17 protein-coding genes are annotated in these 22687 nt (G+C 54.4%); 14 read left to right on the forward strand and 3 right to left on the reverse strand.

Annotated elements, in window-relative coordinates; translation table 11 throughout:
* Positions 1–31: 31 nt before the first annotated feature.
* From HB631_RS06350 to HB631_RS06360, 3 genes are read right to left on the reverse strand one after another with little or no spacing between them, the layout of a single operon-like run.
* Positions 32–3136, reverse strand: a complete 3105-nt coding sequence (locus tag HB631_RS06350) for an efflux RND transporter permease subunit (RefSeq protein ID WP_213990311.1) — start codon at positions 3134–3136, stop codon at positions 32–34.
* Positions 3136–6369 carry an efflux RND transporter permease subunit gene (locus tag HB631_RS06355; protein WP_213990312.1) on the reverse strand — a complete coding sequence of 1078 codons (3234 nt, stop codon included), beginning with the start codon at positions 6367–6369 and terminating at the stop codon, positions 3136–3138. Before HB631_RS06355 ends, HB631_RS06350 begins: the two co-directional genes overlap by 1 nt.
* On the reverse strand, positions 6366–7619 hold the full coding sequence (locus HB631_RS06360; protein WP_255556842.1) for an MdtA/MuxA family multidrug efflux RND transporter periplasmic adaptor subunit: 1254 nt from the start codon (positions 7617–7619) through the stop codon (positions 6366–6368). The genes HB631_RS06355 and HB631_RS06360 overlap by 4 nt, the downstream gene beginning before the upstream one ends.
* A 1086-nt stretch (positions 7620–8705) precedes the next feature.
* Here HB631_RS06360 and HB631_RS06365 point away from each other — a divergent pair.
* The 14 genes from HB631_RS06365 to sctT all read left to right on the forward strand — a co-directional run bounded on the left by HB631_RS06365 (position 8706) and on the right by sctT (position 22653).
* Positions 8706–10442, forward strand: a complete 1737-nt coding sequence (locus HB631_RS06365) for a winged helix-turn-helix domain-containing protein (protein ID WP_213990314.1) — start codon at positions 8706–8708, stop codon at positions 10440–10442.
* A 10-nt stretch (positions 10443–10452) separates the two neighbouring features.
* Entirely contained in the window at positions 10453–10917 is a 465-nt protein-coding gene (locus tag HB631_RS06370; protein WP_213990315.1) for a transglycosylase SLT domain-containing protein, read from the forward strand.
* 311 nt (positions 10918–11228) lie between these two features.
* A complete protein-coding gene (locus HB631_RS06375; RefSeq protein WP_255556844.1) occupies positions 11229–11999 on the forward strand; it encodes a helix-turn-helix domain-containing protein in 771 nt (256 codons plus the stop codon).
* Positions 11996–13705, forward strand: coding sequence for a type III secretion system outer membrane ring subunit SctC (gene sctC / locus HB631_RS06380; protein WP_213990317.1), 1710 nt, complete (start codon positions 11996–11998; stop codon positions 13703–13705). Before HB631_RS06375 ends, sctC begins: the two co-directional genes overlap by 4 nt.
* The gene (sctW, locus tag HB631_RS06385) at positions 13696–14802 is read left to right on the forward strand and encodes a type III secretion system gatekeeper subunit SctW (protein ID WP_213990318.1); all 1107 of its coding nucleotides are present in this window, start codon (positions 13696–13698) and stop codon (positions 14800–14802) included. The genes sctC and sctW overlap by 10 nt, the downstream gene beginning before the upstream one ends.
* Before the next feature lie 41 nt (positions 14803–14843).
* Positions 14844–16898, forward strand: a complete 2055-nt coding sequence (locus HB631_RS06390) for an EscV/YscV/HrcV family type III secretion system export apparatus protein (RefSeq protein ID WP_213990319.1) — start codon at positions 14844–14846, stop codon at positions 16896–16898.
* Between the two features lie 20 nt (positions 16899–16918).
* Positions 16919–17320 (forward strand): SPI-1 type III secretion system chaperone SpaK, encoded by a 402-nt coding sequence (gene spaK, locus HB631_RS06395; protein WP_213990320.1) that lies wholly within the window; start codon positions 16919–16921, stop codon positions 17318–17320.
* On the forward strand, positions 17321–18616 hold the full coding sequence (gene sctN / locus HB631_RS06400) for a type III secretion system ATPase SctN (protein ID WP_213990321.1): 1296 nt from the start codon (positions 17321–17323) through the stop codon (positions 18614–18616).
* Positions 18600–19052 (forward strand): hypothetical protein, encoded by a 453-nt coding sequence (locus HB631_RS06405; protein ID WP_213990322.1) that lies wholly within the window; start codon positions 18600–18602, stop codon positions 19050–19052. The genes sctN and HB631_RS06405 overlap by 17 nt, the downstream gene beginning before the upstream one ends.
* Positions 19040–19987, forward strand: a complete 948-nt coding sequence (locus HB631_RS06410) for a hypothetical protein (protein WP_213990323.1) — start codon at positions 19040–19042, stop codon at positions 19985–19987. Before HB631_RS06405 ends, HB631_RS06410 begins: the two co-directional genes overlap by 13 nt.
* Complete coding sequence (locus HB631_RS27285; RefSeq protein ID WP_213990324.1) at positions 19984–20919, forward strand: FliM/FliN family flagellar motor switch protein; 936 nt, start codon at positions 19984–19986, stop codon at positions 20917–20919. Before HB631_RS06410 ends, HB631_RS27285 begins: the two co-directional genes overlap by 4 nt.
* Positions 20909–21565: an EscR/YscR/HrcR family type III secretion system export apparatus protein gene (locus tag HB631_RS06420; RefSeq protein WP_213990325.1), complete on the forward strand. Its 657-nt coding sequence runs from the start codon at positions 20909–20911 to the stop codon at positions 21563–21565. The genes HB631_RS27285 and HB631_RS06420 overlap by 11 nt, the downstream gene beginning before the upstream one ends.
* A gap of 33 nt (positions 21566–21598) precedes the next feature.
* Entirely contained in the window at positions 21599–21865 is a 267-nt protein-coding gene (locus HB631_RS06425) for an EscS/YscS/HrcS family type III secretion system export apparatus protein (protein WP_213990326.1), read from the forward strand.
* Positions 21862–22653 (forward strand): type III secretion system export apparatus subunit SctT, encoded by a 792-nt coding sequence (gene sctT / locus HB631_RS06430; protein WP_213990327.1) that lies wholly within the window; start codon positions 21862–21864, stop codon positions 22651–22653. The genes HB631_RS06425 and sctT overlap by 4 nt, the downstream gene beginning before the upstream one ends.
* The last annotated feature ends 34 nt before the right edge of the window (positions 22654–22687 follow it).

Genomic DNA, 22687 nt, shown 5'->3' on the forward strand with positions numbered 1-22687 from the left:
TTTTTAGCATAATTCCATCGTCGTTATCAGGTTAAACCGCGTCGCGCTTAGCGTAGCGCCGCCAGACTCGTCGGCTGCCACGGCTCAGGCGATCCATGTAGAGATATACCACCGGGGTGGTGAACAGGGTCAGCAATTGGCTCAACGCCAGGCCGCCGGCAATGGCCATTCCCAGCGGGCGGCGGAGATCCGCGTCGCCGCCGCTGCCCAACGCCAGCGGCAAGGCGCCGAAAAAGGCCGCCAGCGTGGTCATCATGATCGGTCTGAAACGCATCAGGCAGGCCTGGGTTATGGCCTGTTGAGGAGTCAACCCTTGCGTGCGCTCCGCCGCCAGCGCGAAATCGATCATCATAATGGCGTTTTTCTTCACGATGCCGATGAGCAGTAAAATACCGATCAGGGCGATAACCGTGAGCTGCGTGCCGGTGATCAGCAGTAATAGCAGCGCCCCCAGGCCGGCGGAGGGCAGGGTGGATAGAATGGTCAACGGGTGGATATAACTCTCATAGAGCATGCCCAGCACGATATAAACCGCCGCCAGGGCCGCGAGAATCAGCCAGGGCATCGAGGCGGCCAGGGACGTGAAGGCCTTGGCGGTCCCCTGGAAACCGGACTGGATGGTATCCGGCAGGCCGATCTGCGCCATGGCGGTTTTGATGAGCCCTTGCGCCTGTTCCAGCGAAACCCCGTCCGCCAGGTTGAACGCCACGGTGCTGGTGGCTGATTGCCCCTGGTGCGCCACTGATAAAGGCGTATTGGCGCCGCTGAAGCTGGCGAAAGCGGACAGCGGAATTTGTTTGCCGTCGTCGTTCACCACCAGCAGTTCATTGAGGACCGACGGATCGGCGGTAAAACTGCTGTCCAGGGTCATGACCACATGGTATTGGTTCAGCGTCTTATAGCGGGTGGCTACCTGCCGCTGGCTGAAAGCATTGTTCAACAGGGTATCCAGCATCTTGACGTCCACCCCCAGCCGGGTGGCTTTGTCGCGATCGATGTTAAGCATCACTTCCTGGCCGCCGGTTTGGGCATCGCTGTCCACGCCGGTCAACTGCGGTATTTTTTCCAGCGCCGCCTGCACCTTGGGCGTCCAGATTCGCAGTTGGGCCAGATCGTCCGCCTGCAGGCTGAATTGATACAGGGCATTGGCGCTGCGCCCGCCGATACGTAAATCCTGCGCCGGCATTAAAAACAGCTGGACACCCGCCTGGTTACGGGTTTTAGCGCTCAGCCGGTTCGCCACCTGCGTGGCATCGGCGTCCCGCTGGCTGAAGTCTTTCAAATGCACAAAAAAATTGGCCGTATTGCGCGAACCGAATCCGCCGCTGCCCATGGATGCCAGCACGCCGTCCACCGCCGGATCCTGCTGCACCAGCTTGGAGAATTCCGCCAGCTTGGGTTTCATCTGTTGAAACGACACGTTCTGATCGGCGCGCAGCATACCCATCAGCAAACCGGTATCCTGGTTGGGGAAGAAGCCTTTCTGTACCACCGTATAAAGAAAAATATTCAGGACGATGGTAAGCAGCAGTGTGAGCAGCGTAAATCCCTGGTGGCGCATCACCCAGGCCAGCGCCAATGAGTAACCCGCCAGCAACCGCGCCAGGCCCCGTTCGATCAGCAGATACAGGCGGGGTGGCCGGCGGGTGGGGGGCGCTTTACGCTTCAGCAGGCGCGAGCATAGCATCGGCGTCAGGCTGAGGGATATCAGCATGGAAATCAACAGCGAGACGGTGAGGGTAACGGCAAATTCCCTAAATAAACGCCCGACGATACTGCCCATCAGCAAAATGGGGATAAACACCGCTACCAGCGATACCGTCATGGCCAGCACGGTGAAACTGACCTCTTTCGCCCCCCTCAGCGATGCCCGCACCGGACCGAGCCCTTCCTCGATATAACGGGTGATATTTTCCAGCACCACGATGGCGTCATCCACCACAAAGCCAGTGGAGATAATCAGCGCCATCAGCGATAGGTTATCCAGACTGTAGCCCAGCAGATACATGACCGCGCAGGTGCCGATCAACGACACCGGCAACGCCAGCGCGGGGATCACCACCGCCTGCAGATTGCGTAAAAAGATGAATACCACGCCGATCACCAGGGCGATGGCAATCAACAGCGTTTCTTCGGTGGCACGCAAGGATGAGCGAATCGTAGGCGATCGATCGATGACGATATTCAGGCTGACGTCGCCGGGCAGCGTGGCGGCCAATGCCGGTACCCGGGCCTTGATGGCGTCGATGGTTTCCAGCATATTGGCGCCGGCCTGGCGGGTAACGCCTATCATCACCGCCGGGGTCTGGTTGTAAAAACCGACATTGTATTTATCTTCCACCGAGTCATAGACATTGGCCACATCCCCCAGTCGCACGGCATGGCCGTTCCGGTAGCTGACGATAAGCGTACGGTAGTCCCGGGCCTGATCCAACTGACCGTTGCCGTCCACCAGCCAGGACTGATGATCTCCTTCCAACATTCCCTTGGGTAAGTTGGTGGTGCTGTCGGCGATGGCGCTGCGAATGGTATCCAGGGAAAGGCCGAAATGGGTAATCATCTGCGGCCGTAAATCGATACGCACCGCCGGCAGCGAACTGCCCACGACAGAGACCTGCCCGACCCCGTCCACCTGGGCGATTTTCTGCTGTAGCTGGCTGGAGGCCAAATCATACAGTTCGCCGCTGCTGCGGGTGGCGGAGGTCAGCGCCAGCATCACGATGGGGGCATCGGACGGATTGGCCTTACGGTAGGTGGGCAACGAGGGCATGCTGCTGGGCAGCAGGCTGCGCGCGGCATTAATCGCCGCCTGCACATCCCGCGCCGCGCCGTTGATATCCCGATCGAGATCGAACTGCAAAATAACGGTGGTTGAGCTTTGGGAACTGTTGGAGGTCATCTCGCTGATGCCGGCGATTTGCCCCAGCGCCCGTTCCAGCGGGGTGGCCACCGTGGCGGCCATGGTTTCCGGACTGGCGCCGGGCAGGCTGGCGCTGACCATAATGGTGGGGAAATCCACCTGCGGCAGCGGCGCCACCGGCAGCAGACGATAGCCCAGGATGCCGAGCAGCAGGATGGCCGCGGTCAGCAACAGGGTGGCCACCGGACGGAAGATAAATACCCGGGAGATATTCATTAGCGCGCCTGCCGGCCGAACCGCTGCCATACCTGCCGGCTGCGTTGAGACAACCGATCAAACCCCAGATAAATAACCGGCGTTGAGAACAGGGTCAGCACCTGGCTGAATATCAGCCCGCCGACAATCACCAGCCCCAGAGGTCTCCTGAGCTCCGCCCCCGACCCATGGGCCAGCATCAGCGGCAGAGCGCCCAGCAGGGCCGCCATGGTGGTCATCATTATGGGACGAAAGCGCAGCAGGCACGCCTGGTGGATGGCGTCCCGCGGGGAGAGATGCTGTTTATGCTCCGCCTCGAGGGCGAAATCTATCATCATGATGGCGTTCTTTTTAACAATGCCGATGAGCAGAATGACGCCGATCAACGCAATCAGGCTGAATTCGGTATTGGCGAACAGTAAGGTCAGCAGGGCGCCCACCGCCGCCGAAGGCAGGGTGGACAAAATGGTCACCGGATGAATAAAACTCTCATAAAGAATGCCCAGCACCACATACATGGTCAGCAACGCCGCCAGGATCAGCCACAGGGTGTTGTCGGTGGAGCTTTGAAACGCCGAGGCCTCTCCCTGATAACGCAGGGTGATGGTGTCCGGCAGTTTTATCTGGCTGCTGACGCGGGTTATGGCCTTTTGGGCATCCTCCAGCGTATAGCCGTCCCGCAGATTAAACGAGAGCGTCACCGCCGGGAATTGATTCAGCCGTGCATACACTAGCGAACCGGTACGCAGATGAATATGGGCAATGGAAGTCAGCTTCACCATGCCGGTAGTGGAAGAAGAACCGGAATCGCTGGTGGTGCTACTGCTCGTGCTGCTACTGCTCGTGCTGCTACTGCTGGAAGACGTGGAACTGCCGGATGTGCTTGACGTGCTGGTGCCGGTGGAAGAATCGGTGCTGCTGGTGGAACCGGCGGCCAGATAGATATCATCCAGCGACGCCGGCGACTGCTGATATTTCGGTTCGACTTCCAACACCACGCGATATTGATTGGATTGGGTGAAGATGGTGGACACCAGCCGTTGCCCAAATGAATTGTACAACGCGGTATCCACATCGGCGGCGGTAATGCCGTAACGGGCCGCCTCATCGCGGTTCAGCTCCACATAGGCCACCTGGCCCTGATCTTGTAGATTGCTCACCACATCGCTGAACGCCGGCTGTGCTTGCAGCGCCGCGACCATCCTGGGGGTCCAGTTCACCAGATTTTCGCTGTCGGCGTCATCAAGAGTGAATTGGTACTGGCTGGGCGTAACCTGATCGTTCACCGTAAGATCCTGAGCCGATTGCAGATACAGCCGGATACCGGCGACCTTTTGGGCGGCGGCCGTCAGTTGTGGAATGATGTCCTCCGCCCGCAGATCCCGATCGGCGAAGGGCTTGAGATTGATCTGCAGCCGTCCGCTGTTCAGGCTGGTATTGTTGCCGTCGATGCCGATGGTGGAGGAGAGGCTCGCCACCGAGGGGTTTTTCAGGATGACATCCGCCAGCCGCTGCTGGCGCGTGGCCATTTCGTTAAAAGACACATCCTGGGAGGCAATGGTGATGCCTTGAATCAGCCCGGTATCTTCAGTGGGGAAAAATCCCTTCGGCACGATCACATACAGCAGGGCGGTAAACAGCAGGGTCGCCAGGGCCACCAGCAGGGTGATGGTCTGATGGTCCAGAACAATGGACAGCAGGCGATCGTAACCGGCAATCATTCGATCGAATATCTGGCCGCCTTTGCGATTGAACCTGCTCTGCCGCTCTTCCGGAATATGATGCAGCAAATAACCGCACAGCATCGGCGTCAGGGTCAGCGACACCACCATGGAAACCAGGATCGATACCGCAAGGGTAATGGCAAATTCACGGAACAGGCGCCCCACCACATCCCCCATGAATAACAGCGGGATCAGTACGGCGATAAGGGAAAACGTCAGGGAAATAATGGTGAAGCCTATCTGCGCCGATCCATTGAGCGCGGCCTGCATCGGCGTCTCACCGTCTTCCAGCCGGCGCGAGATATTCTCCACCACCACTATCGCATCGTCTATCACAAAGCCGGTGGCGACGGTCAGGGCCATCAGCGACAGGTTATTCAGGCTGAAACCCGCCAGATACATCACGCCGAACGTGCCCACCAGGGAAAGCGGCACGGCGATGCTGGGAATCAGGGTGGCGGCCAGGTTGCGCAGAAACAGGAACGTGACCATGACCACCAGGGCCACCGACAGCAGCAATTCAAACTGCACATCGCTGATGGAGGCGCGGATGGTCTGGGTCTGATCGGATAAAACAGTGACTTTGACCCCGTCCGGCAGCGCGGCCTGCAAGGCGGGAAGCTGGGCTTTAATCGCATCCACCACCGATATGACATTGGCGCCGGGCTGACGCTGGACGCTGATAATAATGGCCGGCTGCCGGTTTGCCCAGGCGGACTGGTAAATGTTCTCTTCCGCCTCGTCGATTTGCGCAATATCCCGCAGGCGCAACGCGGCGCCGTTCTGATACGAGAGGATCAAATTGCCGTACTGCGCCGCGGTGCGGAGCTGGTCGTTGGCGTCAATGGTAATGGAATGGTGCTTGCCGTCGAATCCCCCTTTGGATCCGTTGACATTGCTATTGCCAATCAGGGTATTGACGTCTTCCAGGGTCAGATTGCGCGCCGCCAGGGCGCGGGGATCCATGCGCACCCGAATCGCCGGCTGATGGCCGCCGGCCAGCGTGACCATGCCGACCCCGGAAATCTGCGAAAGCTTCAGCGCGATGCGGGTATTCACCAGATCCTGAACCTTAATTAACGGCAAGGTGTCGGAGGTGGCCGCCAGGGTAATCACCGCGGTATCCGCCGGATTGACCTTTTTATAGGTGGGAGGATTGGGCAAGTCGTCGGGCAGCAGGCTATTGGCGGCGTTTATAGCGGCCTGCACTTCTTGTTCCGCCACGTCCAGAGACAGGTCCAGGGAAAATTTCAGGGTAATGCCGGACGCGCCGCCGGAGCTGGTGGAATACATCTGACTCAGGCCGGCCATCTGGCCCAGCTGTCGCTCCAGCGGGGCGGTTACCGCGGACGCCATCACATCCGGACTGGCGCCGGGATAAAGCGTGGTGACCTGGATAGTGGGATAATCCACCTGCGGCAACGCGGAGGTGGGCAGCAGCTTATAGGCGAAAATCCCGGCAATCAATACGCCGATCATCAGCAGGATCGTGGCAACCGGACGCTCAATAAATAGTCGGGATGGATTCATTGCGCGGTCACGCTTTTATTCTGGAGGGTTTTATGCGCCGGAGCGCCGGCGGCGTCCTGGGCTTTTTCAGGCGTCGGCGCGGCGGTACCCACCGCTGCGCTGTTCACCACCGAGACTTTACTGCCGGTCTTCAGACGATCGATTCCTTCGGTCACCACCCGATCATTCGGCGCGACGCCGGAAAGAATGGCCTGCATATCGTCGCCGAAGACCGGCCCGGCCTTAACCGCCTGCCGTACCACGGTATTGTCGGCCTTGATGATATAAACAAAATCGCCGTCACTGCCAAGTTGCAGCGCCTGGGCGGGAATCACCGTCGCGTTTGCCAGCGTGCCGGTTTGTAAGCGGATGTTAACGAACTGGTTTGGGTACAACCGCTCGTCTTTATTATCAAAAACCGCCTTTAGCTTGATACTACCGGTATCGCTGTCGATCTGATTACTGATAAAATTAAGCTTGCCTTGAGCCAATACCGTGATCCCGTCTTGATCAATCGCGGTGGCGGGCAGGCCGTTGCCCTGGTGCAGGGCCTTCAACAGGGTCTGCAAATAGACCTGCGGCACGCTGAAGGTTGCCGCGATGGGCTGGGTTTGGGTAAGGGTTACAATTCCCGTGGTATCGCTGCTGTGCACCATATTGCCGGGGTCCACCAGACGCAATCCCGCCCGGCCGGACAGGGGCGCGGTGATGCGGGCGTACTCCAGATCCAGTTTAGCGGCGTCAATTTGCGCCTGGTCGGCTTTGATGGCGCCGAGATATTGGCCCACGGTGGCGGTCTGGGTGTCCAAATCCTGCCGGGCCAGGGAATCTTGCGCAAACAGCGTCTTGTAGCGCGCCAGGGTCAACTGGGCGCTTTTCAGCAGAGCCTGGTTTTGCGCCAGGGAGCCCTGATACTGCTCAAGGGTAGCCTGATAGCCGCGGGGATCAATTTGCGCCAGCAGCTGGCCTTTGGCCACCTGCTGGCCTTCGATGAAATACACCGCCATTAATTGGCCGTCCACCCTGCTGGTGACGGTCACCGTGGCATTGGCGACCACCGTGCCCAGCGCAGAAAGATACTCCGGTACATCCGCTTGTCGCGCCACGCCGCTATGCACCGGCGTGGCGAGGTCCATACCCGGCTTGCCGCGCCCATCCCCGGCGGGGTGGCGAATGAAGAAATAAAAAACCAGAAAGGCGATGAACAATAACAGAACTAATAGCAGGATGACGTTACGCCATTTAATTTTAGAGGCAGAATGGGTTTTCATGTGATACTTGCGGCCAAAGGCGGTCATAAGTTAAATGATTCAACAAGGATAAAGTATTTTACTGCTGGTTACTGTAAAAGTTTTGACAAAAACCATTTCACTTCCCTTAGATTGAGGGCGCCATCCGGGCTTTCTTGCGCAGATCTGCCGCCGCTGCTGATGAGGGTCTGTAAAAGAAACGTTAGGATCCTATAAGTGGAGTGAATCAATTCTCAGCCTAATTGGGCGCAACGTATATAATGCAGTTAAGTATATTGTCAACAGAGGGTAGTAGCCGCATAAAAAAAATCTTCGTAAATATCTGATATTTATAGTCAATTTTTGTGGTTTCCGCTGACCCCTCTCGCTTCAATCCCTTGTTTATGTGAGGCTTTATTTTTTGGCCCGCGTTTCCCCCTATCAAACATCTTCTTGGCTGCCGCGGCTCATTATTATTATGAGATTAAAAAAATGTTAAAAAAATGATTTTTTTTGCGGATTTAATGTATAATCCAGCCCGGTTTTATTCTTAAATATCTCCGTTTCTCCGCGCAGACAATTTCTGATGCCATAACTTTACACTTGTCAATTGTGCTTAATTTGACCGTAAGCATACTCACTATATACTCAACTCAAAATGTGAATCAGCGTTCGGCCATTATCTATCAGGTGATTTTATCTGAATAGGGGTAAAGTATTAAGGTAAACTCTTTCAGAATAGCGAGTGGGGGAGACATCGATGGATTTCTGAGGCAAAATGTGCAGCGATTGTAAATGTATTATTTTACATTTTTGATCTGCGCAGCAAAAGGAATGACTTTTTATCTGTAAGCTCTATTTAATATGTTTAATTGCGCAGGGGTAAGGTTGAATATATTCGCTTATCAATATCACATCATTGTTTTAGATAATTATTTCATAATGCTTAATAATTTGTGATAGCTTTATCCGCATGAGGCTCCTGATATAGAGTGAATTACACAGCCTGTACATAAATAAGAGTTAATTCGTTTCATTGATGAAGCATACACAAGATTTATCATATTCTTAGTTGAGCCATGGTAAATATTAGGCGTATATTAATTTCGTTAGGGGTGTTAAATCACGATGACATCATTAAATGGACCGCTTACCGAGAAGTCCTTTCCTCTGCCCATCAAAGGGGTAAGGAAAGAGGTTATCAATCGAATCAGGGTGCAATACTCTTTTGGCGACTTTATTCTACAGCCCTCCCGCGTTTTGTTTCATAAAAGCAAGCAAATCAATATTTCACCCAAAGAACTAGGGGTGCTTATTTTACTGCTGGAATCCGCCGGGGAAGTGGTCACCAAAGAACAGATTATCAATGACGTCTGGTGCGGCGGCAACGTCGGCGAGGAGTCCCTGACCCGGTGTATTTATGTCTTGCGACGCATATTGCAGGAGGGTAAACATCAACGCTTTATCGATACGGTTTACGGTAAAGGGTATCGTTTTTCCCTGCCGGTGACCAAGGTTGTCCCGGTCGAGCGGCCGGTCTCCGCCAGCTGTATTTTCGCCGTACTGCCTTTTAAACTGAACAGCCAGCCGCAAGCGCTGGGCCTGCATGATGCCATCGTGCAGGAAATGTCCGGGTATGCGTCGGCGGGACTGCACGTTTTGCCGTCTTCCATGACACTCAACTGCGGTTCCATGCTCACCACCCTGGACATGTTGGAAAAAATCCGTCCCGATTTTTACCTCACCGGCTATGAATTGCAGCTGTCGGACGGGCCTTGCCTGCGTATGGAACTTATCCGGGCCCATGATCACGTGGTCATGCACCGCACCGGCATCGCCCTGGGCAATCCGCCGTCCGCTGATAATATCAATGCGCTGTTGAAACCCCTTCTCCTGGGGCAAATCTCCTGCCTGCGGAACCGGCGGGAAAGTGCGGCAACCCCACAGGGAAAGAGCGAACCGGCCATGATGTTGCGGCAGGGGCGCGAGGCCTTCCTGCAATATACCCCGCAGAGTCTGACCCTGGCCCTCTCTTTGTTCCAGCAATGCCGGCAGCGGTTGCCGGAGGATATGGATGTCCTGTGCCATTTGGCGGAGTGCTATTTCGCTCTGGGGCAAATGGGAATGCAGGGACTGGACAGCGCACTGCATGAGTGCGGCGCGCTGGTGGCGACGATCTTGGCGCAGGCGCCCCGGCATTCCCTGGCGCTGGCGCTGAGGGGAGTATTGCATGGTTTGAACGCCGAATTAGGCCAGGCGGCGGAGATGTTCCGCACCGCCCTGACGCTGTCGGCGGAAAATCCGTCGGTAAAGTATTATTACGCCTGGCATTTGTTTTTGGTGGGTGAAATCAAACGGGCGCGGCATTTCGCCCAGCAGGCCCATGAACTGCTGCCGGCAATGACGGCAATGCAGATATTGATGATGTGGCTGGCCTACTGCGACGGTGACGCCGCCGCCGCCCTGCGGATTACCGATGGGCAATCGGACGAGGCCATGTGGCATCCGGTCCTGCTGAGCATGAAAGCGGTTATTCTATGTACCGAAGGACAGCCGCGCCGCGCCAAGGAACTGATCGATCACCTGCGGCATGGCAGTGAAAGGGACGGGATTGTCTTTTTTAATACCCTTTACGCCCGTCTGTTTTCCCAACCCGCCGCCGCGGATACGGCGCAATTCGCCCATATGATGACACAACCGGAGCATCCCATGCCTTCGGCGCTGCTGCCGGTGATTATGCAATGCCATGGGCTTCGTGCCGCCAAAAAATGGTACGACCGACTAACCAGCGCGTCTTCGCCCTGTTTGATGTTATGGCGTCACGATCCGCGGGTAAAACAGCTTTATGGCATGGCGGGGGAGTAAACCTACCATCATGTTAGTCCGTCGAACCCTCAGCCTGCTGTTGCTGCTGGCCTCCGCCCGTGCGTCCGCCACCTGCTGGAGCGATGCGGAGCGCCATTTTGGCATCGAAGCCCGATTATTGCAGGCCATAGCCATTACAGAATCGAACATGAACCCCCGGGCCACGGGCATCAATAAGAACGGTAGCCATGATATCGGGCTGATGCAGATAAACAGTATTCATCTGCCCCGGTTGAAAACATTGGGCATTGATGAACAACTGCTCTATGACAACAGCTGCCTTTCCGTCATGGTGGGGGCGTCGGTATTGGCGGATATGATGAAAGTCTATGGTTATTCCTGGGAGGCGGTAGGCGCTTACAATGCCGGTACAGCCGCCGATCGGCGGGAACTGCGGCGGCGTTATGCCAAACGGGTCTGGGATCGCTATGCGAAACTTCCTGCCGCCGGTCCGGCCACAATGCCGCCGGGTTGATCTTCCAGGTCGTAAAAATAGGGAGTGAAAGTTTATTTGTAAAGGAAATGACTAATGCTCATAACTAAATTTAGCTAAAAATAAAAATCAAGTAATAAATTTGAGTTGCTAAACATATTGACCGTGAAGGACTGCGTTAATTGCCCTGACGCGATCGGGCGGCGAATATATTTACTCGTTGTTTAACTATTCTTTTGTCTTATGAAAAAACCAATTTTTATACCATGAATCAGATTCCCATCATGATTTCTCAAAAATAGATAGGCATCATAATGAATGTAAAGGTAAACCAAAGACGAGCAGGGCGAATAATGAACAGCGAAAATATTATTGCTCCCGAAAGACTGCTTGTGAAGACCTTCAAAGAAGGTATTAGTTCACCCACCTGCTGGTTGGTGGAAACCGGTGAAAACGTATGCCGCGTAGATTTTCAATGGGGAGATGAAAAAACTTATCTTGAACTGGCCTGCGGTTGGCGCGGCATATTGCTGATGAATCGGGTCAATGTCGGGGTGATATCCGGCGCGGTGAAACAGCAGGAATTACCTTTATTTGCCTTGGTTAAATTGCAGGTCTTTATTGATGAATCAAAAAGCCTGACGTTGAAATATGAACAGCCGCAGCATTGGGAGTCTATCGAACTTAATAATTATCCGCATATCACTTCCTTTAGCGATGTGGAGCGCTGGTTATTAACGCAGAACCACCAACTGCCAATGGAAATGGCGACCCTGGCTTCCTTTTTGCGCCGAACGGAATGGTATTGGTTGATCCGGTTTTTGCTCAATGAATCGGTTAATAACGGCAAGCTGCATGAACTGGGAGCGCGTTACGGCTTGTCCTATTCCCACTTCCGGCGTTTATGCCGTAATGCATTGGGTAATTCAGCGAAAAGCGAATTGCGCGGCTGGCGCATCGCCAGAGCGTTACTGGATGTGGTTGAAGAGGGTCAAAGCTTGACCCAGGTCGCCATGCGATACGGCTATGCCTCATCTTCGCATCTTTCAAATGACATCAGGGATGCGTTCGGTGTCTCACCCAGAGGTCTATGGAACATGATCAACAAGAAATCGGAAAAATGAAATCGTTACGATATTTTAAATTGACATTTATTTCATGGTGCCTGGCCTGCGGTCTATTATCCGTCCCCTTGCAGGCGGCGCCTCTTGCCGGCGGTAAAGGCGCCGATACCGAAGGCTATATCGCCAATAAAGACGGTCTGAAAATATTTTTCGACGCATTATCCTCGCGCCTCGGCAAGCCGGTGATCGTCAGCAAGCTTGCGGCGCGCAAGCAAATCAGCGGCGAATTTGATTTCAGCCAGCCGCAAGCGTTGCTGGAACAGATATCCCAACAGCTGGGGTTAATCTGGTATCACGACGGTCAGGCCATTTATGTATATGACGCCGGCGAAATGCGCAACTCGGTCATGTCGCTGCGCAATACCTCTTTCAGCGCCGTGAATAATTTCCTGCGCAATTCAAAGCTCTACGATGAGCGTTATGCGCTGCGCGGCGATGACAACAGCGGCACATTCTACGTTTCCGGACCGCCGGTTTATGTGGACCTGGTGTTAAATACCGCCAAGTTTATGGATGAACAGCCCGAAACGGTGGGCGGCAGCGAGAAAACCGCGGTAATTCGTCTGAGCAATACCTTTGTCGTTGACCGCACCTATGAATCACGTGGTGAGAAAATCACCATTCCCGGTATCGCCACCGTGATAGATCAACTGCTGCACGGGGGAAACAAAAGCAGCGCTAAAGCGGTGCAGCCCCAGGTGTTGAACCTGGTGCCCGAGGCGATGCCGGCGCCGGCGATGCCGGCGTTCAACGGGGAGAATATCGGGGCGCGGGGTTTGGACTACCAGCCCCGGTCAAGCCTGGCGGAAGCGCTGCGCGCCGAGGCAAGCACCGGCACCATCAACGTTATCGCCAATCCCGACACCAACAGTCTGCTGGTGAAGGGCACCCCCCGGCAGGTACAGCTGGTAACCAATCTGGTGTCGGCGCTGGATACCGCCAAACGCCATGTGGAGCTCTCGCTGTGGATAGTGGACCTGCAAAAAGAGGACCTGGATCAACTGGGCGTCGATTGGCAGGGCGGCGTCAGAATCGGCAGCCAATTGGCCGCCACCTTCAACCAGGGCTCCTATTCCACGCTGGACGGCGGGCGCTTCGTCGCCTCCATCCAGGCCCTGTCGCAGAAAAAACGGGCCAATATCGTTTCCCGTCCGGTGGTGCTGACGCAGGAAAACGTGCCGGCGCTGTTTGACAATAACCGCACTTTTTATACCGAGCTGCTGGGCGAGCGGTTCGCCGATCTGCAGCACGTCACCTACGGCACCATGATAAGCGTGTTGCCGCGCTTCGCCGCCGACGGGCAGATAGAGATGGTGCTGAATATCGAAGACGGCAATGAAATACCGCAAAATGACGAATCGGCTCACGCGCTGCTGCCGAAAGTCGGCCGCACCCATATCAGCACCGTGGCCCGGGTACCAAAAGGCAAAAGCCTGCTGGTGGGCGGCTATACGCGGGATGAAACCAGCGGCAAGGTAGGGAAAATACCGGTGCTGGGCAGTATCCCCCTTATCGGCGGTTTGTTCCGCTACAAACAGGAGAGCCAGTCCAATACCGTGCGGATTTTCCTTATCCAGCCCCGTGAGATTACCGAACCCTTGTCGACGGACGCGGGGGAATTCGCACGGGGACAAACCGGCAGCCGCGAGAACGACCATTTACCCGATTGGTCGCGCAATTACCTGGATAGTCAAAAATGGCGCTGAGCATCAACAATCCTATGCCTCAACCCGCTGCTTACGGCAGTTCGGCGCAGGCGGATACGAAACCGCATACGGCGCCGACAGCGGCGCACGCGATGGTCGATAATATTGAGGCTGAGGAAGCGCCGGTCGGACAGTTATTGAAGTTTCTCCAATCCAGCGACGAAATGTCGGCATTGGCGTCTCAGTTCGCCAATAGACGCCTGTTCGATAAAAAAGGGGAATCCCTGTCCGATGGGTTTGAACGGGTTCTGGAGGAAGACGCGATACCCAAGGCCAAATCACTGTTGAAGGTCGCATCGGTAAAAGAAGAATCTCTGGTGAATCTGCTGCTTTACGCCCGTTCGATGTTTCCCGACGACAGCGATTTGATCATGGTGCTGCGGGAGCTTTTGCGTCACAAATCAAGCGAGACCATGAAGGAGAGGCTTAAAGCCCTGCTTGATGAAGTCGTGGCGCAAGCCAATCCCCGCGAGTCCAAAGCGGGCATCAATTGCGCGCTGAAAGCGCGCCTTTTCGGCCAGAAATACCTGGCGCTGAAACCGCCTTTATTGCGCAGGAGCTATCGTCGTTTTCTGCAAAACGATCAGGACGCCATCGAAGATTACAAAGATTGGATTTCCATTTATGGTTATCAATATCGCGGCCCGGTACTGGATTTTATCAAATCGGCTCTGCTTACGGATATTGATTCACAGGATCCCAGCTGTTCGAGGCTGGAATTCGGCTATCTGATCGGCAAGCTGAGCCAGCTTAAGCGGCTGCGCTCCGGCGATGAATTATTTATAAAAAAATTAATGACTAATAGAGTCATCATTAACCTAAATAAAGGCGAGCCTGACTGGCTGATGCTGTTTTTTTCGCTACTGGAATATCCTGAAGAAATTAGCGAGCATCTTCACTTATTATTGGGCGATTCCTTTCTATTGGCTTACCATAGAGAGCGATCGACCATACTGCAAATAATCTATCAGGCTTGTAAATCATTACCACATGAATTATTTGAATGTGCTGATTCGGCCTTTACGCTGCTCAAAAATTTGCAATCATTTGCCTCCATTGCTTATAAGCGTGAATTAATTGAAGGCAGAAGAAGATAATCCACAATCACTTATTAAGTAAATTGTAATGGAATAGTTACGTGTTTAATAAATTACTACATAACATACATTCGCGGCCAGAGCTGCTGATATTAGCGTTGGTAATCATGATCATCGCTATGCTCATTATTCCATTGCCAACTTATCTTGTGGATTTTTTGATTGGCCTTAATATCGTTATAGCCGTATTGGTTTTTATGGGCGCTTTTTATATAGAGCGTATTCTGAGCTTTTCCACCTTCCCCTCCGTACTGCTGATTACCACGCTATTCCGCCTGGCGCTAACCATCAGCACCGCGCGTCTTATTCTCACCGACGCCGACGCGGGCGAGATCATTGCCACCTTCGGCCAGTTCGTCATCGGCGACAACCTGGTGGTGGGTTTCGTGATTTTTGCCATCGTGACCGTGGTGCAGTTTATCGTCATCACCAAGGGTTCGGAACGGGTGGCTGAAGTGGCCGCGCGCTTCTCACTTGACGGTATGCCCGGTAAACAGATGAGTATCGACGCCGATCTCAAAAGCGGCATGATTGACGCGGACGGCGCCCGCGAACGACGCAGCGTGCTCGAGCGGGAAAGCCAGTTGTACGGTTCCTACGACGGTGCGATGAAATTCATCAAGGGCGATGCCATCGCCAGCATCATTGTCACCTTCGTTAACTTTATCGGCGGTATGGCGGTGGGCATGAACCAGCATCACATGGACATGTCGACGGCGCTGGACACCTATACCATGTTGACCATCGGCGACGGGCTGGTGGGCCAGATACCGGCATTGCTTATCTCCATCAGCGCCGGCCTGATTGTCACCCGGGTCAACGGCGACGGCGACAATATGGGCCGCACCATCATGCAGCAGCTGCTGGGCAATCCCTTCGTCCTGGTCATCACCGCCATGCTGGCGCTGTGTATCGGCATGCTGCCGGGATTCCCGATGCCGGTGTTTGTTCTGCTGGCGGCGGCGCTCAGCGGCCTGTTCTATTTCAAGCACCGCAAAAGCCGGCGGTCGAGTGGGGGCGCCGCTTCTGCCGCCATGGAGTTCCAGGAGGGCTCGACGGCGCAAAATCCCGGCATGGAAAGCCAATTGGGCATCATCAATGATCTCGATCATATGACCGCCGAGACCGTCGCGCTGATCCTGCTCGTCTCCCGCGGCAACCACGGCGTGCTGGAAAAAGATCAGCTATGCGAACGGCTTCGCAGCCAGTTCTTTGTGGACTATGGCGTCAAATTGCCGGAGCTGATGCTGCGCGCCTCGGATAATGTCGACGATCAAACGGTAGTGGTCTTGATCAATGAGATTCGCGCGGATGCGTTCACCATCCATTTCAATTTGATGAGGGTGGTAAACGGCACAGACGAACTTTATCAGTTGGGCATCGAAACCCGGAAGGAAAATGACGCTATCTGGGTGCCGCGCCAGGCGCAGGAAACATTATTACAATTAGGGTATCAGTTGCGCTCCGCTGTGGACGAAATCTATCATTGTTTCTCGGTGTTGCTTACCCATCACGTCAATGAATTTTTCGGTGTGCAGGAAACCAAGCACATGCTGGATATGATGGAAAGCAAATATCCCGACCTGTTGAAGGAAGTACTGCGTCACGCTACGGTACAACGTATCGCCGAAGTGCTGCAACGGCTGTTAACAGAGCGGATATCCACCCGCAATATGAAGCTTATTATGGAATCGCTGGCCTTATGGGCGCCGCGGGAAAAGGATGTTATCACCCTGGTTGAGCATGTGCGCAATACGCTGGCGCGCTATATTTGTCATAAATTCGCTGTGAATAATGAGCTTAGGGCGATAATTATTTCAGCTGAAGTTGAAGAAACGATCCGTGGCGGTATCCGAAATACCTCCTCGGGGGCTTTTCTTAATCTCGAACCGGCAGTTTCGGATGAATTAATGGATCTATTTACTGTAGGTTTAGAAAACATATTGATTGCACATAAAGACATGGTTTTATTGACGTCGGTGGATATTCGCCGTTTTGTTAAAAAATTGATTGAAACGCGATTCCGCGATCTTGAAGTGATGTCTTTCGGCGAATTGACAGAGGTTGTCAATGTTAATGTTATCAAAACCATTTAATTAACCTTGGAGTATAATACATGCATGTTGATATTGCAGAGTTGGTCCGCGAAGCATTGTTAGAAAGCGGTTGCGATCCGAATCTGCTGGATAACTTTGATAGTCATTCAACTATCGCCCTGGATTTTAATGATTTGCCAAGTATCTATATCAGCAGTCAGGAGGAGGATATTTGGCTCTGGTCGCGTCTAACTGAATATAACGATAATATTTTGGAGCAACGGGCCCATGCCCTGCTTGATGAATTAATGAGCGGCGCTGATTTTATCCGCGGCGAACAGTTTCATTTATCCAAGAACGAGGGCTACCTCGAACTCAAGGCCCTGCTGAAACCCATGTGCCTGAACAGCGGGCAGAATTTTGCGGTTGCCCTGAGCGGCTTCTTTGAGAGACTTGAACGTTTTGTCGAGGTGATACAGTAAATGACCGGCACCTTGCGGTTGTTGCGTCGGCAGGCCATGCCCCTGCGGCTGGCCGGCCCCATCATCGAAGCGGCTTTGCCGGGTGTCAAGGTGGGTGAGATTTGCGAAATCCGCCGCAACTGGACCTCGTCGGAGGTGATTGCCCGCGCCCAGGTCATGGGATTCCACCATGAACGTACCGTGCTGAGTTTAATCGGCAACAGTCGGGGGCTGTCGCGGGACGTGGTCCTGCATCCCACCGGTGCGCAGCTGACGGTAAGCGTCAGCGATGCCCTGCTGGGCGCGGTTGTCGATCCGCAAGGCAATATAACCGAGCGACTCGGCCGGCCGGATCAGGATTTCCCCCCGGAAATCAGGCCCATCGACACCAATGCGCCGACCTATCTGCAGCGTATCGGTATCCATTCGCCTTTTTTTACCGGTATTCGGGCCATCGATAGCGTATTGACCTGCGGTATCGGTCAGCGGGTCGGCATTTTCGCCTCCGCCGGCTGCGGCAAAACCGTGCTGATGCACATGCTTATCGAGCGCTCCGATGCGGAGGTGTTTGTCGTCGGTTTGATCGGCGAACGCGGACGTGAAGTCACCGAATTCACCGAGGCATTGCGCCTTTCCGGACGGCAGCACAAAGCGGTCCTGGTGTACGCCACCTCGGACTATTCTTCCCTGGACCGCTGCAATGCCGCCATGGTCGCCACCACCGTGGCGGAATATTTCCGCGATCAGGGCAAAAAAGTCGTGCTGTTTATCGACTCCATCACCCGTTATGCCCGCGCGCTACGCGATGTGGCCTTGGCCGCCGGTGAGGCCCCCGCCCGGCGGGGGTATCCCGCTTCGGTGTTCGATGCCATGCCGCGCATCCTTGAACGGCCGGGCAACACCCGCCGGGGCAGCATTACCGCCTTTTATACCATTTTGCTGGAAAGCGACGACGAGCCGGACCCCATTGCCGATGAAATTCGCTCGATTCTCGACGGCCATATTTATCTGAGCCGCAAACTGGCGGCGCAGAACCATTACCCCGCCATCGACGTCCTGCGCAGCATCAGCCGAGTCTCCGGACAGGTGACGGACAATAACCAGCAGCTTATGGCGGGAGAGGTACGCAAACTGCTGGCCAAGCTTGAGGAACTGCAGATTTTCCTCGACCTGGGTGAATACAAGCCCGGCGAAAATCCCGAAAACGATCGCGCTATCAACAAACGCCAGGTATTGCGGGATTTTTTATGCCAATCCACCGCCGAAGAGACCGATTTCACGGCAACGCTGCAGGGGATGTATGACGTTATTTCATAAGATAAAAGCCCTAATCGGCCGTTGCGACGTCAGTCGTCAGCGCTGTGAACTGCAGTTGGCTAACGACGAGCGGCGGCGAAAAGGTTTTATCGATGAGATTACCGAATTGCAACAGCACGGCGAGGGTGTGCGGCAGTTAATCGAGCTTGAGCGGCCGCAAGGCCAATTGGACCGCGCAGAGCTTTTTTTGCGCCAGCGCCGTTTGGCGGTATTGCGCCGGCAAATTCTTGATATGCAGCTCCAGGAAAAAAAGCTCAATGAAGATATTGAGGCTGTTTCCCGGCAAATGCGGGAGATCCAGGACCGCCGACAGCACTGGCAGCGGCAGCAGGAAAAATATCAGCGTTGGGCCGACCGACAGCGACAGCAGCGTCGGACAGTGCGGCTACGCCAGGAAGACATTGAAATGCAGGAGATCATTACGTGGAAATCTTAACGGCTTCAGGACGCGTTGACAGCAATCTATACAGCGATGGGCATAGCGTCGTCGATATACAACAGGTCATCGCCAATTCAGGCGCAAATAAACCGGCAATCGACGGGCCGTCGGCCAACCCGCAGGCAGGGGAAAAAACGGCGGATTGGGATAAATTGGCGGCGGATGGCGACGCCTCGGCGCCCTCCGGGCAAGATTCACCTCACGAAGGGCGAATCGGCAGGAAAAAGAAGCCGCTCGGGTTGGAGGGTGACGCGGGACAGGCTTTTGCCGGCGTCATGCTCAAAGAAGACGCGGCGGCTTTGCGGGAAGGGAAACCCGCTTCCCGGCAAAGCTTCTCGCTTCGCGGCGCGGGTCAAGACATCCCCGGCGCCTTAACCGAGGCGGAAGGCCGTCGACGGGTAAACGCAGCCGCCCTGAGGGCCGCTCCGCTGTCGCCGGTGGATAATGTCGCCGACCTCAAGATTAACGATATGACGGAGCCCGCAGCCTTGGGCGCCGGCGAGGTTACCGGCGAGGGCTACCAGAATCCGTTTAGCGGCCTTGTTCCCGCCGGCGTTCCGGTGAATTCACGTCCGGCGGGAGAGTTATTGCCGGCGCAGTTAAAAGCGCCCGATCCGCTGTTGAGCCAGCGACAGCTTGCCACGACGCAGTTCGCGCCGGAGATGAAAAACCATAGCGGCGATCGCGGCGGTACGCTGCTGTATACCTTCAACAAAGGCAACGCCGTTTCGTCGGATGCCATGACGGTCAATCAGGTGCAGATTTCATTCCAAGGTTCGACGGTACTGACGCCCTCCAACAGAACCACCCAGGAAAACCTGCTGGCGAACCAAAGCGAGGCGCAGGGATATGTGGTTAAGTCCGCTTCCGACCGAGAACAGCAGCAGCGGCAGCGGCACGATCGGGATGATGAACCGGGAGAGGATCAGTGAGCTATCGGCAACTGCGAACCTTGACTCGTGCGCAGGTGAGCTGGCAGCGCGTGCTGGCGGGCTGGCAAGTACATAATATCGCCGCCTCTCTGCAGCCGCCGCCTCAGGTTGGGCGCCGCATGGCAATCAGCGCGGATAACGGCGCCTGGCGGGCGGTTATCGATCCCAGAGAGTGGCTGAGCCATGAATTGCCCGAGCTGGCGGCCCTGGCCGGCGCGGCCTGTGACGATGAGAAAATCATGGCGCTGTTCAATACCCGATCCCGGCCGTTGACCTTCGCCCACGGCGTCCTGACTTACCGGGTGTTGCAGGCCGAAGGTTTCATTGATGGCGGCCAAGGGCAGTCAGAACCTTTGCCCCGGTTGTCCGCTCGGGAATGCACGCTGTGGCTCACCGCCATCACCGACCGTTTAGTGATGCCCCCCCCCATCGCCACGGCCTGCCTCTGGGAGATGCCTTTGGCGGCGGAGTGGATTATCGGCTCAAGCTTTTTGCACGGCGCTTTGGCGGCAACACTGTCCGTTGGCGATGTCCTGCTGATTAACCAGGCACAATATCAGCTACGCTGCCAGGGGATGATAATCGGTACTTATTGGCAAAATGAAGAGAAGATTATGATGAAAGAAAACCAACAGATTAGCGACGTGCCGGAGAACGATGCCATTGCGTCGTCGGCGGCAGAACCCCTTTCCGGCGTATTGGCAACGGTTCCGTTGAAGCTGGAGTTCATCTTGCAGCGACGTTATCTGGCCATCGGCGAGCTACAGCAATTATTCAAAGGCAAAGTGATGGAGATCGATCCCGCGGGTGAAAAAAATATCGAAATCCGCGCCAACGGTCATTTGCTGGCGACTGGCGAACTGGTGCAACTGGAGGACAGGCTTGGGGTTGAAATAACGGCATTACATACGGATAGCCCCAATGAACACTGATATAGGCCTGATCGGCACCTTATCGTTCTTATCGCTATTACCGTTCCTGATTGCATCCGGCACCTGTTATATCAAATTTTCCATCGTTTTTGTCATGGTGCGAAATGCGCTGGGGCTACAACAGGTGCCGTCGAATATGACCCTTAACGGCGTGGCGTTGCTGCTGGCGTTATTTGTTATGGCGCCGGTGGCGCGAGACGCCTATCAGTCGTTTCACGAGCAGGGGGTGGATATGACCAACTCGGAATCCGTGATGAACTTCATGGAAAACGGTCTGGATGGTTATAAAAGCTATTTACAGAAATATACCGATCCCGAATTGGCCCAGTTTTTTGAAAAAGCGCAATCACAAAAAAACAGCGATGCGGACATTGCGGATGGTGTTTCTTCTCCCTCAATGCTGGCTCTGCTGCCGGCTTACGCCCTGAGCGAAATAAAAAACGCCTTTAAAATAGGTTTTTATCTTTATCTGCCTTTTGTGGTGGTGGATTTATTGATATCAAGCATTTTGCTGGCCCTGGGCATGATGATGATGAGTCCAATAACCATTTCTGTTCCTATAAAGCTTATTTTATTTGTGGTGCTTGACGGTTGGACACTGCTATCCAAGGGACTTATTTTACAATACATAGATTTGGTTACTTAATGACTAGATTACTGAATAGAATCAGGTGTAATAATGAATGATGTCGTTTTCGCAGGCAATAAAGCGCTTTACCTGGTGCTTATCCTGTCAGCCGGGCCGATATTGGTGGCGACCCTGGTGGGGTTGCTGGTGGGATTATTTCAAACCGTAATGCAATTACAAGAGCAAACATTGCCTTTCGGCATAAAATTATTAAGCGTGACGCTTTGCCTTTTTCTTTTATCCGGTTGGTACGGTGAAACGCTGCTTGGCTTCGGCCGGGAAGTGATAAGCATGGCCTTGAGCCGATCTGGACAATGAATATTTCATCGATTTTCGACATACAGCATGGGATGGCCGCCATGGTGCTGGGTTCGGTCAGGATCACGCCGGCATTTTTTTTGCTGCCCTTTTTAAGCAGCAGCGTGGTCAGCGCCACTATCCGTATGCCGGTAATCATGTTGATAGGGATGTCGCTATGGCCACATCCCATAAACGCCTTGCCCCTTGAGAATGCCGCTGATTTCATCAAAATTCTGGCTCAAGAAGCGTTTATCGGCCTCATTCTGGGTATCGCGTTCGCGTTGCCGTTCTGGATTATGCATGCCATCGGCAGCGTTATTGATAACCAGCGCGGCGCGACCATCAGCAGCACCCTTGATCCCATGAGCGGCGTGGATACGTCGGAACTGGCCAATCTATTCAATCTTTTTGCCGGCGCGTTATTCCTGTTTGGCGGCGGGCTGACGCTGATGATGGAAGGTTTTAAACGCAGCTATCAGCTATGCGATCCCTTTTTATCCTGCTCGCCGCCGGTGGCGCCGGTAATGGGTTTATTATCCTATCTGGTGACAAAAATGATGATATTAGCCAGCCCGGTAGTAGCCGCGTTACTGCTGTCGGAAATGCTGCTGGGGTTACTGTCGCGTTTTGCGCCGCAAATGAATGCTTTTTCAATCTCATTAACCATTAAAAGCTTAATTGCATTCTTTATTCTCATACTTTACTTTTCTCCGGTTTTGCCCGATGCATTCAGGGCGTTATGGCCCCAGGGCGATCATTTCAATATTTGGCTGTTAAAAGATGTAATGAGTTCATCTATTAGCTGATCTTCCCCGTATAATGCCCAGCCGCAGGAAACCC

The sequence above is a fragment of the Sodalis sp. dw_96 genome, from assembly GCF_018449575.1.
Taxonomy (GTDB): domain Bacteria; phylum Pseudomonadota; class Gammaproteobacteria; order Enterobacterales; family Enterobacteriaceae; genus Acerihabitans.

Coding starts and splice junctions, on each gene's coding strand:
- sctN (WP_213990321.1), top strand. CDS start 17,321: ATGACCGGCACCTTGCGGTTGTTGCGTCGGCAGGCCATGCCCCTGCGG.
- HB631_RS06425 (WP_213990326.1), top strand. CDS start 21,599: ATGAATGATGTCGTTTTCGCAGGCAATAAAGCGCTTTACCTGGTGCTT.
- spaK (WP_213990320.1), top strand. CDS start 16,919: ATGCATGTTGATATTGCAGAGTTGGTCCGCGAAGCATTGTTAGAAAGC.
- HB631_RS06405 (WP_213990322.1), top strand. CDS start 18,600: ATGACGTTATTTCATAAGATAAAAGCCCTAATCGGCCGTTGCGACGTC.
- HB631_RS06365 (WP_213990314.1), top strand. CDS start 8,706: ATGACATCATTAAATGGACCGCTTACCGAGAAGTCCTTTCCTCTGCCC.
- HB631_RS06360 (WP_255556842.1), bottom strand. CDS start 7,619: ATGAAAACCCATTCTGCCTCTAAAATTAAATGGCGTAACGTCATCCTG.
- sctT (WP_213990327.1), top strand. CDS start 21,862: ATGAATATTTCATCGATTTTCGACATACAGCATGGGATGGCCGCCATG.
- HB631_RS06375 (WP_255556844.1), top strand. CDS start 11,229: ATGAACAGCGAAAATATTATTGCTCCCGAAAGACTGCTTGTGAAGACC.
- HB631_RS06350 (WP_213990311.1), bottom strand. CDS start 3,136: ATGAATATCTCCCGGGTATTTATCTTCCGTCCGGTGGCCACCCTGTTG.
- HB631_RS06370 (WP_213990315.1), top strand. CDS start 10,453: ATGTTAGTCCGTCGAACCCTCAGCCTGCTGTTGCTGCTGGCCTCCGCC.
- HB631_RS06355 (WP_213990312.1), bottom strand. CDS start 6,369: ATGAATCCATCCCGACTATTTATTGAGCGTCCGGTTGCCACGATCCTG.
- sctW (WP_213990318.1), top strand. CDS start 13,696: ATGGCGCTGAGCATCAACAATCCTATGCCTCAACCCGCTGCTTACGGC.
- HB631_RS06420 (WP_213990325.1), top strand. CDS start 20,909: ATGAACACTGATATAGGCCTGATCGGCACCTTATCGTTCTTATCGCTA.
- sctC (WP_213990317.1), top strand. CDS start 11,996: ATGAAATCGTTACGATATTTTAAATTGACATTTATTTCATGGTGCCTG.